Below are 14,684 nucleotides of genomic sequence, written 5' to 3' on the forward strand. Positions count from 1 at the left end.
CATCCCGCCGGCACCCTCCGTCCACGGAGTGGCGCTATCGCTGCGTCGACTGGGGCAGACCGTCGGCGATGTCGTAGTAGTCGCCCTTTTCGCCGACATAGATGTGGCGGTCCGCCCTGATACCGGTCGGCAGATCGAGCGATCCCGCCATGATCGAGACGGTGTCGCCGCCGACACCCTGCCAGAACAGGTGCGAACCGCAGATCCGGCAGAAGCGGCGGACGGCGTGCGGCGTCGCCTGCCATTCGGCGAGATTCGCCCCCCCGGCCACGGCCAGATCCTCCACCCTGACACTGGTGGCGGCGACATGGTGGCCGGTCTGGCGCCGGCAGCTTTCGCAATGACAGAACCAGACCGCCCGCAGCGGGCCGCGGGCTTCGTAGGAGACTGCGCCGCAGGCGCAGCGTCCGGTGGCGGCCTCGCTCACCGGCGCGGGCTCAGAAGCCGACCGCCGCTCCCGCATCCGGCAGTGCCGGCCGGGTCCGCGACGCGCGCTCCTGCTTCAGGCCCTCGGCGATCAGGAAGGCGAGCTCCAGCGACTGGTCGGCGTTGAGGCGGGGATCGCAGAAGGTGTGGTAGCGGTCCGACAGGTCGGCCTCCGAGATCGCCCGCGCGCCGCCGGTGCATTCGGTGACGTTCTGGCCGGTCATCTCGATGTGGATGCCGCCGGCATGGGTGCCCTCGGCCTGATGGACGGCGAAGAAGTTGCGCACCTCCTGGAGGATACGGTCGAAGGGCCGCGTCTTGTAGCCGCCGGCCGAGATCGTGTTGCCGTGCATCGGATCGCAGGACCAGACCACCGAGCGGCCCTCCGCCTGCACCGTGCGGATCAGCTTCGGCAGATGGTCGAACACCTTGTCGGCACCAAACCGGCAGATCAGCGTCAGCCGGCCCGGCTCGTTGTCGGGGCTCAGCGTGTCGATCAGCTTCATGAGGTCGCCGGCGTCCAGCGACGGGCCGCACTTCAGGCCGATCGGATTGCGGATGCCGCGGCAGAACTCGACATGGGCGTGATCGGGCTGGCGCGTGCGGTCGCCGATCCAGACCATGTGGCCGGACGTGTCGTACCAGTCGCCGCTGGTCGAATCGACGCGGGTCATCGCCTGTTCGTAGCCGAGCAGCAGCGCCTCGTGGCTGGTGAAGAAGTCGGTCGAGCGGAACTGCGGCGTCGCGTTGGCGTCGACCCCGCAGGCGCGCATGAAGTCGAGCGCCTCGGAAATCCGGTCGGCGATCTCCTTGTAGTGGTGCCCCTGCGGCGAATTGGCGACGAAACCGAGCGTCCAGGAGTTGACGTGCTCAAGATTGGCGTAGCCGCCCTGGGCGAAGGCGCGCAGCAGGTTCAGCGTCGCCGCCGACTGGCGGAACGCCATCAGCATCCGGTTCGGATCCGGGATGCGGGCTTCCGGCGTGAATTCCGGCCCGTTGATGATGTCGCCGCGGTAGCTCGGCAACTCGACGTCGCCCTGCTTCTCGGACGGCGAGGAGCGCGGCTTGGCGAACTGGCCGCCGATGCGCCCTACCTTCACCACCGGCATCGCGGCGGCATAGGTGAGCACCACCGCCATCTGCAGGAAGACGCGGAAGAAGTCCCGGATGTTGTCGGCGTGGTGCTCGGCGAAACTCTCGGCGCAGTCGCCGCCCTGGAGGAGGAATCCTTCACCGCCCGCGACGCGGCCAAGCTGCTCCTTCAGCTTGCGCGCCTCGCCTGCAAAAACCAGCGGGGGAAATCGCGAAAGCGTGGCCTCGACGTCCGCCAGCGCCCGGGCGTCGGGATAATCGGGGACCTGGACGATCGGACGGGACCTCCAGCTGTCGGGTTTCCATGCTTTCGACATAACGCGCACCAATCTGTTTTCTCAGGACAATTTCCTGTCCATATCGTGGCCCGACGGATTTCCCGCCGATCAGCGCCGCGTTATACACCCACGCTCGTGGAGTGGCCAGTGCAGCGGCCGCTTCCGCACGGCCCCGACACCGACAGGTCCGATGGAAACCGAACACGACCATTCCGCAAAGGCGATCGAACGGCGGCTGGCGCACGGGCCGACGGTCAACTACCTGCGCGACTGGGTCTACGGCGGCATCGACGGTGCGGTCACGACCTTCGCCATCGTCGCCGGGGCGATCGGCGCCGACCTGTCGACGCGCGTGGTGCTGATCCTGGGGATGGCGAACCTGCTTGCGGACGGCTTCTCGATGGCGGCGGCGAACTTCTCCGGCACCCGCGCCGAGATCGAGGACTACGACCGGCTGCGCGAGATGGAGGAACGGCACGTCCGGCTGTTTCCCGAGGGCGAGCGCCAGGAGATCCGCCAGATCTACCGCAACAAGGGGTTCCGCGGCAGCAGCCTGGAGACGCTCGTCAAACTGATCACCTCGCGCCGGGACAACTGGGTCGACACCATGCTGACCGAGGAGCACGGGCTGGCGCTGGTCAAGCGCTCGCCGGTCAAGGCCGCCGCGTCGACCTTCGCCGCGTTCGTGATCTGCGGCGCGGTGCCGCTGCTGCCGTTCGTCCTCGGCGCATCGTCCGCGGCCCTTGCGGCAACCGTGATGACGGCCCTCGTGTTCTTCGGGATCGGGTCGTTGAAGAGCCACTGGTCGACGTATTCGTGGTGGCGCTCGGCCAGCGAAACCCTCATCATCGGCATGGTGGCAGCGCTGCTCGCCTATCTTGTCGGGCGTCTGCTGGAGAGCGTCGTCTGACGGCCTCCGCGCGCGACTGAAACAATCGGAATCCGGCTCGATGAGATCTGCCCTCGCTTCGATCGCCGCCCTCCTCATATCGGTCCTGATCCTGCTGGCGGGTTCGGGGCTGCAGGCGACCCTCGTGCCGCTGGCGGCGAAGGGCTACGGCTTCCAGGACGTCCTGATCGGCTTCATCGGGTCGTCCTACTTCATCGGCATGATGATCGGCTGCTTCGCGGCGCCGTGGCTGATCAAGCGCACCGGCCATATCCGCACCTTCGGCGCCTGCACGGCGCTGGCGACCGGCACGGCGGTGCTGCACGCTCTGATCGTCGAGCCGGTGACCTGGAACCTGCTGCGCTGCATTTCGGGGATCTGTTTCGCGGTTCTCTACGCGGTCATCGAAAGCTGGCTGAACGACAAGTCGGACAACGCCAATCGCGGCACCGTGCTTGCGACCTACAACGTCATCAACTTCGGCGGCATGGCGTTCGGGCAGCAGTTCCTGCGGCTGTATCCTCCCGCAGGCTTCCAGCTCTTTTCGGTCAGCGCGCTGCTGATATCCCTGGCCGCAATTCCCGTCGCGCTGACCCGCTCGGCCTCGCCGATGGTGCCGGAATCGCCGCGCCTCAGATTGCTGTGGCTGATCCGCCTGTCGCCGGTCGGCGTCGCCGGCGCCTTCACGGTCGGCCTCGCCAACGGCGCGTTCTGGACGATCGGACCGATCTTCGCGACGCTGCAGGGCCTCGGCCCCGGCGGCGCCGGCGACTTCATCACCGCCTCGATCCTTGGCGCGGTGGCCGCCCTCTGGCCGGCAGGCCTTGCCTCCGACCGCATGGACCGGCGCTACGTCATCGTGCTGTGCAGCGCGGTCGCCGCGCTCGCCGGCATCGCCCTGGCGCTGACGCCGTCCGGCAATCCCTGGCTTCTCTACGGATTCGCCTTCCTGTTCGGTGCCGGAGCAATGCCGGTCTATTCGCTGAGTTCGGCCCATTCGGCGGACTACGCGAAGCCCTCGGACATGGTCGTGGTGTCGACCGGCCTGTTGCTCGTCTACACGATCGGCGCCGTGGTCGGTCCGACCGCCGCCGCGACGCTGGTCGAGTTCACGGCACCGGGTGCGCTGTTTGCCCTGACGGCCACGGCGCATGCCGGCATGGCCGCGTTCGCCATCTACCGCCTGACCCGGCGCTCCCCGATCCCGCCGGAAGAGCGCGAGCCGTTCGTGCCGGTCCCGAGGACGTCGCCGGCGGTGTCGGAACTCGATCCGCGCGTCCCCCAGCCCGACGAGGAATTCGAAATCCTCGAGGAGACGGACACCGAAGCGCCGAAGGGCGACGCCGCCGGCGCATAGAATGGGCGCACGGATCGCGCGCAGAGAATTCGCAAAGTCCCGCTGGATTTGCCTCACCGGGACCGGCAAGATCGGCCCATGAGCCGCACCGAGCCAAGTTTCACCGTCGGAATCGAGGAGGAATATCTTCTCGTCGACCGCGTCACCCGAGACCTGGCCGCAGATCCGCCGCCCGAGTTGATGGAACGCTGCGAGGCGGCGCTGCCGAAGCGCGTCGCGCCGGAGTTCCTGCGCTGCCAGATCGAGGTCGGCACGTCGGTATGCTCCAGCCTGGAGGACGCCCGCTCGGAACTTGCCCATCTGCGCGGCACCATCGCCGGGGTCGCCTCGGATTTCGGCCTGGCGCCGATCGCCGCTTCCACCCATCCGTTCGCGAACTGGGCGAGCCAGCAGCACACCGACCGCGACCGCTACAACGCTCTCGCCCGCGACATCCAGATGGTGATCCGGCGGATGCTGATCTGCGGCATGCACGTCCATGTCGCCATCGACGACGACGCACTGCGGATCGACCTGTTCAACCAGCTCTCCTACTTCCTGCCGCACCTGCTGGCGCTCACCACCTCCTCGCCGTTCTGGCAGGGACACGAGACCGGCCTGAAGTCTTACCGCCTCTCCGTCTTCAACGAGATGCCGCGCACCGGCCTGCCGGAGGCCTTTTCCAGCGAGGACGAATACCGCCGCACCATCGACGTGCTGGTCCATGCCGGCGTGATCGAGGACGGCACCAAGGTCTGGTGGGACCTCAGGCCCTCGGCGCGCTTCCCGACGCTGGAGATGCGAATCGCCGACGTCTGCACGCGGCTCGACGACGCTATCGCGGTGGCCGCCATCTTCCGCTGCCTGGCGCGGATGCTGTGGCGGTTGCGGCGCGAGAACCAGCGCTGGCGGCACTATTCCCGCTTCCTGATCGAGGAGAACCGCTGGCTGGCGCAACGCCACGGGGCCTCCGGCGGGATGATCGACTTCGGCAAGAGCCGCACGGTCCCCTACTCCGAGCTCCTCGAGGAGATCCTCGACCTGATCCGCGAGGACGCAGCCCATTTCGGATGCCTCGCCGCCGTCGAGCACGCCCGGGCGATCGTGTCGGAGGGCACCTCGGCCGACCGGCAGGTGGCAACCTACAAGAACTCGATCGCGGAGGGGCATGATCCCGCACAGGCGCTGCAGCACGTCGTCGACAGGCTGATCGAGGAGACGGTCGAGGGCATCCCCGACGATCACGCGCCGCCGGTGGCAGCACAAGCGGAATGACACATACCCGTTGCAGAACGGGCCCATGAGAACGCCATGACCACCGCAACCGCCCCCGTCCGCGCTCCCGCCCTCACCCTGTCGCGCATCGTCGGCGTCAGCGTCGCCCGCGCGTTCCTCTTCGCGACCTTCATGTCGGTCGCCGCCTCGATACCGCTGCTCAAGACCGAGTGGAACCTGAGCGCATCCGCGGCCGGCGCGATCATCTCCTCGTTCACGGTGGGCTACGCGATATCGCTGTTCGTCTTTGCCTGGGCAAGCGACCACTACGGGGCCAAGCGAATGGCGATCGTCTCGGCGGTCCTGGCAGCGGCAACCAGCGTGGTCTTCGGCTTGTTCGCCCGGGACTGGTGGAGCGCCTTCATCCTGTACGGCGCGGTCGGACTCGCCCAGGGCGGGGTCTATACCCCGCTGATCGTGCTGTTCTCCGACGAGGCCGCGCCGGCGGAGCGCGGCACGGCGATGGGCTGGCTGATCGGCTCGACCTCGGTCGGCTATGCGGCGTCGCTCGGGGCGGTGGGACTCGGAATCGCCGTCGGAGGGTGGCAGACCGGCTTCATCCTGTCGGGCCTGCTGCCGGCGATCGGCGCCGTGCTGCTGATCGTCTTCTTGAGGCCCCTGGAGAACCGGGTCCATGCGCGGGCAGTCGACATGCGCGTGCGCGACCAGTTGCTGAAGAACCGCGAGGCGGGGCTGCTGGTCTCGGGCTATACCGCGCATTCCTGGGAACTGCTGGGCATGTGGGCCTGGATTCCCGCGTTCCTTGCCGCAAGCTTCGCGCTGTCGGGCTCGGAGGCGGCAAGCGCCACCGTTTCCGGCGCCTACCTGTCCGGCTTTCTGCACTTGTTCGGGGCTACCGCGGCATTCTCGATGGGACGGCTGTCGGACCGCACCGGCCGCAAGCCGGTGCTGATCGGCACAGCGCTGGTCGCGACGGTCCTCTCGTTCACGATCGGCTGGATGATCTCGGCGCCGGCAATGGCCCTTGTCCCCGTGGCGCTGGTCTATGCGTTCGTCTGCCTCGGCGACTCGCCGGTGCTGTCGACGGCGGTCGCGGAGGCGGTGCGGCCCGGCTATCTCGGCGCGGTGCTGGCATGGCGGTCGCTGCTCGGCTTCGGCGCCGGCGCCATCGCGCCCATCGCCTTCGGCGCGGTGCTGGATGCGACCAATGCGCCAGGCGGCACTCCTACGGTGTGGGGGCCGGCCTTCATGATGCTCGGCATCGGCGGCGCGCTCGCAACGATCTGCGCACTCGCCCTGAAGGGGCGACGGCAGTCGTAGAACGTCTTCAGTGCCCTATTCGGCCGCTCGAGCCACCCACTGCTTGCTCGGCGTACGCATCGTCACCAGTTCCTCCGCGGCCGTGGGATGGACCGCGACAGCGGAGTCGAACTGCGCCTTGGTGGCGCCGATCTTGACCAGGATGCCCAGCACCTGGATGAGTTCGCCGGCATCCGGCCCCATGATGTGGCAGCCGACGACGCAGCCCGAGTCGGCATCGACGATCAGCTTCATCAGCATCTTCTCGTCGCGCTCCGTCAGCGTCAGCTTCATGGGGCGGAACTCCGACCGGTAGATGTCGACGGCGCTGCAGCGCTCGCGCGCCTCGGCCTCGGTCAGACCGACCGTACCGATCTCCGGGGTCGAGAAGACCGCTGTGGCGATGGTCTCGTGATCGAGGGATACGGGATTGTCGTTGAAGACGGTTTCCGCGAAGGCGTGGCCTTCCCGGATCGCGACGGGGGTGAGCGCGACACGATCGGTGACGTCGCCGACGGCATAGATGCTCGGCACCGACGTCTGGCCGTACTCGTCGACCACGACCTGGCCGTTCCAGCCGAGTTCGACACCCGCCTCGGCCAGGCCCAGGCCCTCGATATTGGGATTGCGACCAATGGCGAACATGATCCGGTCGGCTTCGAGCCTGTGGCCGCCCCTGGTGTGGCCGACCAGTCCGTCGTCGGTCTTCTCGATCTTCGAGAAGACGTCCTGACAGATCACGTTGATGCCTCGCTTCACCATGTCGGCGTGCAGGCCCGCCCGCAGATCGTCGTCGAAGCCGCGCAGGATCTCGTCGCCGCGATAGATCAGCGTCGTCTCCGCGCCGAGGCCATTGAAGATGCCCGCGAATTCGACGGCAATGTAGCCGCCGCCGGCGATGATGACGCTGCGCGGCAGTTCCTCAAGATGAAACGCCTCGTTCGAGCTGATCACATGCTCGATGCCGGGCAGCCGCCGGTCGTAGTTCGGATGGCCGCCGGTGGCGATCAGGATATAGCGCGCCGTGACGTCGCGCTGTTCGTAGGCAAGGTGAACCGTGTTCGGGCCGGCGACGGCGGCGCGCGTCTCGTGGATCTCGACGCCGGCGACCTCGAGGTTGCGCCGGTAGATGCCCTCGAGCCGGGCAATCTCTCGGTCCTTGTTGGCGATCAGCGTCTTCCAGTCGAAGGACGGCTCCGGCACCGTCCAGCCGAAGCCGGCAGCATCCTCGAACTCATCGCGGAAGCGGCTGGCATAGACCAGCAGCTTCTTCGGCACGCAACCGCGGATCACGCAGGTCCCGCCGATCCGGTATTCCTCGGCGATCCCAACCTTCGCACCGAAGCCGGCGGCAATCCGCGCGGCGCGGACGCCGCCGGAGCCGGCGCCGATGACGAACAGGTCGTAGTCGAATTCACTCATGATCACGTCCCAACTATCGCGGCAGCGGCCGGGGACCAGAGCACCGGGTCCGGTGCCCTCAGTCCAGGACCCGGATTCCGTCGGCACCGGCTACAACCGCGGCCGAACACAAACCAATGAACAATCCGTGCTCGACGACACCGGGAATGGCGGTCAGCGCGGCGGCCAGGGCATCGGCGTCGGGGATCGCGCGCAGGTCGCAGTCGTAGATCAGGTTGCCGCTGTCGGTGCGGAACGGCGATCCGCTGGAGCCCGATCTCAGATGCAGGACCGGATCGAGACCCAGCTTCCCGGCCGCCCGTGCGATTGCGAGCGCCGTCGAGCGATAGCCGAACGGGATCACCTCCACCGGCAGAGGGAACCGGCCGAGCGTGGCGACGAGCTTCGACTGGTCCGCGATCACCACCATCCGGCCCGACGCAGCCGCGACGATCTTCTCGCGCAGCAGCGCGCCGCCGCCGCCCTTGATCAGGCGCAGGTCGTGGTCGAGCTCGTCGGCGCCATCCACCGTCAGGTCGAGTTCGGGCGTATCGTCGAGGCTGGTCAACGGGACCCCGTGCTGGACGGCGAGCCTGTGGGTCGCCTCCGAGGTCGGCACCCCGACCACGTCGAGATGCCCGGCCCTCACGCGGGCGCCGAGCAGCTCGACGAAATGGGCGGCCGTCGAGCCGGTGCCGAGCCCGAGCCGCATGCCCGAGGTGACGAAGGTCAGGGCCCGTTCGGCGGCGCGGCGTTTGAGTTCGTCCGATGACATCGGCGAGTGGTCCGTTGCTGAGACAGGTCGGGCATCGAGGCCGGGTCCGGCCGGGAGCGATTGCCGCCCCATGTGCCAGATCGGCCCGTCGCAGCGCAAGACCCGATGCCGGCGACAGGATCGCCCGCCTAACCGGAGGCCGTCGCCGAAGCTCCACAAAACCATCGCCGAACGGCTACGAAACCATCATCGCCGGCACATGAAAGCCCCTTAGCAGGGCTTTGCGGCCCGAAGCAGCGACGCCGCGCCCGATTCCGTCGTTCGGCACAAAGGCAGCGTCGCACGCGCCGCATCACGCAAATCAGGAGGCGAATCCCGATGCATTCCGTCTGCAGACTTCTCGCCCTTGCCGGCCTCGCGGCCGGCCTGCTGGCGGCCGCACTGCCCGCAGCAGCCAGTGACACCCAGCCGGACGCCCCGGAGCACTGGAGCACCAAGCACCCGATCAACGTGCAGGTCGGCCCGCGTCCCTACTACCTGATCGACAAGCTCGACCGGGGTCCGCTCAAGCGGAAGCTCGAGCGCTGCGAGAACCAGGAGGTGCGCAAGACCAACTTCTCGATCGCCCACCGCGGCGCGCCGCTGCAGTTCCCCGAGCACACCGAGGAAAGCTACCGGGCTGCCGCGCGCATGGGGGCGGGGATCGTCGAGTGCGACGTCACCTTCACCAAGGACGGCGAGCTGGTCTGCCGGCACTCCCAGTGCGACCTGCACACGACCACGAACATCCTGGAGACCGAGCTGGCCGGCACCTGCGAGCAGGGTTTCCAGCCGGCGGAGTTCGACGCGGACGGAAACCGCACCAGGGCGGCGTCGGCGAAGTGCTGCACGAGCGGGCTTACGCTGGCGGAGTTCAAGTCGCTGAAGGGCAAGATGGACGGCGCCAACTCCAGCGCCACGACGGTCGAGGAATACCTCGGCGGCACCGCCGACTTCCGCACCGACCTCTACTCGACCGGCGGGACGCTGCTGTCGCACAAGGAGAGCATCAAGCTGTTCAAGCAGCTCGGCGTCTCGATGACCCCGGAGCTGAAGGGGGTCGACAGCGCGGTGGGCTTCGGCGATTCCGGCTTCACCCAGAAGAGCTACGCCGCCCGGATGATCCGCGACTACATCGACGCCGGCATCTCGCCGCGGAAGGTCTGGCCGCAGTCCTTCGACATCGGCGACGTCTACTACTGGATCAAGAAGTTCCCGGACTATGGCAAGCGCGCCGTCTTCCTCGACGGCGACGGCACCGCCACCACGGGAACGTTTCCGCCGGCGGTCGCCGACTTCCGGGCGCTGCGCAAGAAGGGCGTCAACATCGTCGCGCCGTCGATCCCCTACCTGCTGACGCTCGACAGCCAGGACAACATGATCGCGTCGGACTATGCCAGGAACGCCCGGAAGGCGCGGATGAAGGTCATTTCCTGGTCGATGGAACGGTCCGGCCGCATCGTCGAGGACGTGATCGAGGGCAGCCCGGGCTACTACTCGACGGTGCTGGACGGGCTGAAGAACGACGGCGACATCATCAGGAGCATCGACGTGCTGGCCCGCGACGCCGGCGTCATCGGCCTGTTCTCCGACTGGCCGGGGACGGTGTCGTACTATGCAAGCTGCATGGGCCTGAAATAGCCGGACGAAACAGGGCGCCGGCTCGCACCGGCGCCCTACCCGCTAGCAGACCGGCCTAGCGGTCGACGCCGCCCATCAGCATGTACTTGATGTCGACGAACTCCTCGACGCCGTAGTGCGAGCCCTCGCGGCCGAGGCCGGATTCCTTGACGCCGCCGAACGGGGCGACCTCGGTGGAAATCAGGCCCTCGTTGATGCCGACGATGCCGTATTCGAGCGCCTCGGCGACGCGCCAGACCCGGCCGACGTCGCGGCTGTAGAAGTACGCCGCCAGGCCGAACTCGGTGGCGTTGGCCATGGCGATCACCTCCTCCTCGCTCTCGAATCTGTAGAGCGGCGCGACAGGGCCGAAGGTCTCCTCGCGGGTGACGATCATGTCGGAGGTGACGTTCTTCAGGACCGTCGGCTCGAAGAAGCTGCCGCCGAGGGAATGACGGTGGCCGCCGGCGACGATCTCGGCGCCCTTGTCGACGGCGTCCTTGATGTGCTCCTCGACCTTCTCGACGGCGGCCATGTTGATGAGCGGGCCCTGGGCGACGCCCTGCTCGACGCCGTTGCCGACCTTCAGCTTGTTCACCGCCTCGGCGAGCTTCTCGGCGAAGGCGTCGTAGATGCCGGACTGGACGTAGAGCCGGTTGGCGCAGACGCAGGTCTGGCCGGCGTTGCGGTACTTTGAGGCCATCGCCCCTTCCACCGCCTTGTCGAGGTGGGCATCGTCGAAGACGATGAAGGGCGCGTTGCCGCCGAGCTCCATGCCGGTGCGCTTCACCGTCGAGGCGCACTGCTCCATCAGCAGCTTGCCGACTTCGGTGGAGCCGGTGAAGGTGACGACCTTTACGATCGGGTTGGAGGTCATCTCGCCGCCGATGGCGGAGGACTTGCCGGTGACCATGTTGAGGACGCCGGCGGGAATGCCGGCGCGCTCGCCGAGTTCGACCAGGGCCAGCGCCGTCAGCGGCGTCTCGCCGGCCGGCTTGCAGACCGCGGTGCAGCCGGCGGCCAGCGCCGGGCCGATCTTGCGGGTGATCATGGCGGCGGGGAAGTTCCACGGCGTAATCGCCGCGATGACGCCGGCCGGCTGCTTGACCACGACGATCCGCGCGTCGGCGCGATGGCTCGGGATGACGTCGCCGTAGATGCGCTTGGCCTCCTCGGCGAAGAACTCGATGAAGCCCGCGGCGTAGTCGACCTCGCCGGCCGCCTCGGCCAGCGGCTTGCCCTGCTCGGAGGTCATGATCAGGGCGATGTCGTCGCGGTTCTCGATCATCAGGTCGAACCAGCGGCGCAGGATCTTCGAGCGCTCCTTGCCGGTCTTCGCGGCCCAGGGCTTGAACGCGGCCTCGGCGGCCTCGATCGCCTCCCGGGTTTCCTCTGCACCGAAGTGCGGCACCCGAGCGATCTCCTCGCCGGTGGCGGGATTGGTGACGGCAGTCTGGCCGGTCCCTGTCCACTGGCCGTTGACGTAGCACTGGGTCTTCAGGAGAGATGGGTCCTTGAGCTTCATAGTCTGGCCTCCGGGGCGACGATTCTGGTGTGATCGGGGACGATCGGCCAACCGACCGAGTTGGCGCTTGGTATCATGTCGATTGCGGGCTTTCCATGCCCGGCGCCCGATTGCTGCCATGCAGGCAGCGCCGGCCAGGCAGGTCTCAACCGGGCGGGCGCGCGCGCATCAATCGCATGATCTTCTGCGCGGAATTGCTATCGAGCACCGTCCAGGCCCGCATCATCCTGCGCTTGGCCCCGGACGGCAGGTTCAGCCGACGGCCGCGCAGGTCGGCGACGGCGGAGACCGCCGGTTCCGACAATTCGAGTGCACGCAGCACCACCGCGACCGCGTCGTGGTCGGCCCTGAACAGGGAACTCATCACCGCCTGCGTCCCGAGCCCGGAAAAGCGGCTCAACACCACTGCGAGGTCGTCATGCCGGTCCTCGCGCGCCAACAGGCGTACGACGTCGTCCAGGTCCGTCAGCCCGTCGCCGATCCGGGCGATCCACCCCGACACCTGACGGCGCCTGAGCTGCCAATCGGGCGGGAGGGCCGTCAGGCCTGCTCCCTCGTCGCGATCAGCGGCGATCAGCGCTGCCAGCCGGCGCCGGTGGTCCGGCGGCAGGATGTCGAGCGCACGGGGAACGAGAGAGGCCGGCATGTCGGCGCGATAGGACAGGGCCGTCAGCAGGTTCGCATCCGCCTCGGCCGAGTCGAGAATCCTGCCGAAGGCGGCTACCGACAGCTCGGCACCGAGATTGCCCGCGAGAACCCGCAGGACCTCCCCCGATCCGCGCCCGAGGAGAATTTCCGTCACCGCGGGGGAGAGCCGCTGGCGCCCCGCGATCGCGAGCAGGCGGTCCTGTGCGCTGGTCGCCGCGATCCCGGCGAGGATCCCGTCGTCGAACGGACCGTACCGCGCCAGAACGGGTCCCGCGACGGCAATGGCCTCGTCGCGGGCGAGCCGGTGTGCCAGCTCGCCGACGGGCCGGTCAGCGTCGGCGACCTTGGCGGACAGTTCGATGCGGGCATCGAGATCGACCTGGCCAAGCAGGTTGCAGATGACGTCGTCGAACAGCGCCAGCTCGCGTCGGGTGTAGTCGCGCCGTTCGTCCAGCAGATGCGCGGACACCGCGTGCAGCAACTCCCGGCGCGGACTGCCCGGAGACTTCCTGGCCAGCACCAGCAATGACGCCGTCACGATCAAGGCGCTCCGCGCGTTTGGCCTGTTCCGGCTCGCAAGCCGTCAACAAGCCTCCAGGTCAATAGATGCGGAAGCGCTTGGCGAGCCGCAGGCGCAGGATAGGCCCGCCTGGTTTAGAGCCGGTAAATCGCCCGTCTCGGGCGTCAGGCGTCGCCCGGGCTGCGTCCGGTGGTGGACGGGGCCGGAGCCGGTCGGCCGGGATCGGGGGACGGCGCATCGGCTGCCGGCTGCGGCCAGACCGAGCCCGTCCGCGGCGGCAGGTCGACGCCGGATTCCTGCGCGGCAGGTTCGGGCTTCGGCGTCTGCGGCACGTCCGGTGCCGGATTGTCGGTTTCGGACGCATCGCCGGCGGCGCGCGGCACCTGAAGGAATTCGGGTGGCCGGGCTGCCCTGGCCGCGCGCAGCGCCTCGTCCAGGCCCTCCGCGTAGCGGGGATCGGCGGCCGGGGGCACCGACGGCGGCGGCGCCGAAGGTGGCGGAGGCGACTGCGGCTGGGGAGCATCGGCGGCTACAGCCGGATGGGCTGCGGGAGGAGCGGATGCGGGCGCCGGGGTTTTGGCGCGCCGGCCGAGCTTCAGGAAAGGCACGCGCTCCTTCCTTGCGGCCGCCGGCGCAGCCGGACCGGCACGCTGTGGCACGGGGGCCGGGCTGCCCGGCGCGCGGGATTCGGCCGGCTGCGGCGCGGGGGCGGCCTTGGCCTTTCTTGGCGTGGAGCGACGAGCCCGCAGCGGCGCGAACAGATCCGGCCGCGATCTCGGCTTCGGCTTGATTGGCTCGGTCGCTTCCGGCGCCGCGCGCGTTCCCGCAGACACCGACAGTCTGTCGGCCGCAGCGGCCCACAAGGCCAGTCCCGCGAAGATCAGCAGGATCGTGCCGGTCGCGTAGAGGCGCAGCACCTCGAACACCTGCTGCGGCGTCGTCACGCCCGTCCGTCCGAGCCTCGTGCCAAGATCCGGAATGCCGGGAATGACCCAGGTCTGGACGACGAGCGAGACGATCAGGGGCAATCCGATCGGCAGAACGATGGCGGCGACGGCCGCGGCGACGGCCAGCCGCCGGTCGGGCCTGCCCAGGAACTCCCGCCAGATCGTGATGACGGCGAGAACCGGGACGACGTAGAGCCCGAGCAGCAGGATCAGCAATATGCGGGCAACCCCCGCGCCGATACGCGGTGCCGGGTCGGCGCCGGATGCGGCGATCAGCGAATCGAGCGCCTCGGACATGCGGCTGATCAGTTCGGGCACCTGGAACAGCGTTATCCGGACATCGCCCAGCGAGTACGCGCCGAAGAAACAGGCAAGCAGCACCAGCACCGCGCAGGTCAGCACCGGGCGGGTCAGAAAGAAGCGCGCAGGCGCCCAGCCGGAGACAATCGAAAGGGGCGTGACTGTCGCCGCATCCAGGTGGCGCGCCGGCGCGACGACATAGATTTCCAGCGCACGCACGCCGTCCGACTCGAAGTCGACCTCGTCACCCTTGCGCGGCGCCTGCCGGTCGCGCCATTCCGACAAGGGGAACCGGTAGCGCCTGCCGTCTTCCGCGCGCAGAACGACCGCTTCGGCCTCGGTATCGTATCCGAGCACGACGCCCTTCATCGTCTCGATCTCCCGAATCGGCCCCCACGGAGGGGTAGCACAGT

Annotated in this window: 12 protein-coding genes; 5 read left to right on the forward strand and 7 right to left on the reverse strand. The window is 68.3% G+C overall.

The window, feature by feature from the left end; genetic code table 11:
• Positions 1-34 precede the first annotated feature (34 nt).
• Positions 35-427, reverse strand: coding sequence for a GFA family protein (locus V3328_RS15600; protein ID WP_340330611.1), 393 nt, complete (start codon positions 425-427; stop codon positions 35-37).
• 10 nt (positions 428-437) lie between these two features.
• Positions 438-1,835, reverse strand: coding sequence for a class II 3-deoxy-7-phosphoheptulonate synthase (locus V3328_RS15605; RefSeq protein WP_340330612.1), 1,398 nt, complete (start codon positions 1,833-1,835; stop codon positions 438-440).
• Between the two features lie 151 nt (positions 1,836-1,986).
• Between V3328_RS15605 and V3328_RS15610 the strand changes: the two genes are divergently transcribed.
• From V3328_RS15610 to V3328_RS15625, 4 genes are all read left to right on the forward strand, one after another.
• Positions 1,987-2,706, forward strand: a complete 720-nt coding sequence (locus V3328_RS15610; RefSeq protein WP_340330613.1) for a VIT1/CCC1 transporter family protein — start codon at positions 1,987-1,989, stop codon at positions 2,704-2,706.
• A gap of 40 nt (positions 2,707-2,746) precedes the next feature.
• Positions 2,747-4,042: an MFS transporter gene (locus tag V3328_RS15615; RefSeq protein ID WP_340330614.1), complete on the forward strand. Its 1,296-nt coding sequence runs from the start codon at positions 2,747-2,749 to the stop codon at positions 4,040-4,042.
• Between the two features lie 78 nt (positions 4,043-4,120).
• Positions 4,121-5,296, forward strand: coding sequence for a carboxylate-amine ligase (locus V3328_RS15620; RefSeq protein ID WP_340330615.1), 1,176 nt, complete (start codon positions 4,121-4,123; stop codon positions 5,294-5,296).
• A gap of 36 nt (positions 5,297-5,332) precedes the next feature.
• Positions 5,333-6,577, forward strand: coding sequence for an MFS transporter (locus V3328_RS15625; protein WP_340330616.1), 1,245 nt, complete (start codon positions 5,333-5,335; stop codon positions 6,575-6,577).
• 15 nt (positions 6,578-6,592) lie between these two features.
• Here V3328_RS15625 and gor read toward each other — a convergent pair whose 3' ends face one another.
• Both gor and rpiA read right to left on the reverse strand, forming a co-directional pair.
• Positions 6,593-7,978 carry a glutathione-disulfide reductase gene (gene gor / locus V3328_RS15630; protein ID WP_340330617.1) on the reverse strand — a complete coding sequence of 462 codons (1,386 nt, stop codon included), beginning with the start codon at positions 7,976-7,978 and terminating at the stop codon, positions 6,593-6,595.
• A 58-nt stretch (positions 7,979-8,036) separates the two neighbouring features.
• On the reverse strand, positions 8,037-8,732 hold the full coding sequence (gene rpiA / locus V3328_RS15635) for a ribose-5-phosphate isomerase RpiA (RefSeq protein ID WP_340330618.1): 696 nt from the start codon (positions 8,730-8,732) through the stop codon (positions 8,037-8,039).
• A 318-nt stretch (positions 8,733-9,050) separates the two neighbouring features.
• Between rpiA and V3328_RS15640 the strand changes: the two genes are divergently transcribed.
• A complete protein-coding gene (locus V3328_RS15640) occupies positions 9,051-10,352 on the forward strand; it encodes a glycerophosphodiester phosphodiesterase family protein (protein ID WP_340330619.1) in 1,302 nt (433 codons plus the stop codon).
• A 55-nt stretch (positions 10,353-10,407) separates the two neighbouring features.
• On the opposite strand, the gene V3328_RS15645 is transcribed toward V3328_RS15640, so the two are convergent.
• The 3 genes from V3328_RS15645 to V3328_RS15655 form a co-directional block, all read right to left on the reverse strand.
• Entirely contained in the window at positions 10,408-11,856 is a 1,449-nt protein-coding gene (locus V3328_RS15645; RefSeq protein WP_340330620.1) for an NAD-dependent succinate-semialdehyde dehydrogenase, read from the reverse strand.
• 145 nt (positions 11,857-12,001) lie between these two features.
• Complete coding sequence (locus tag V3328_RS15650) at positions 12,002-13,024, reverse strand: DUF2336 domain-containing protein (protein WP_340330834.1); 1,023 nt, start codon at positions 13,022-13,024, stop codon at positions 12,002-12,004.
• Positions 13,025-13,188: 164 nt separating this feature from the next.
• Positions 13,189-14,640 (reverse strand): hypothetical protein, encoded by a 1,452-nt coding sequence (locus tag V3328_RS15655; RefSeq protein ID WP_340330621.1) that lies wholly within the window; start codon positions 14,638-14,640, stop codon positions 13,189-13,191.
• Positions 14,641-14,684 lie beyond the last annotated feature (44 nt).

The organism is Microbaculum marinum (assembly GCF_037855135.1).
Lineage (GTDB): Bacteria > Pseudomonadota > Alphaproteobacteria > Rhizobiales > Tepidamorphaceae > Microbaculum > Microbaculum marinum.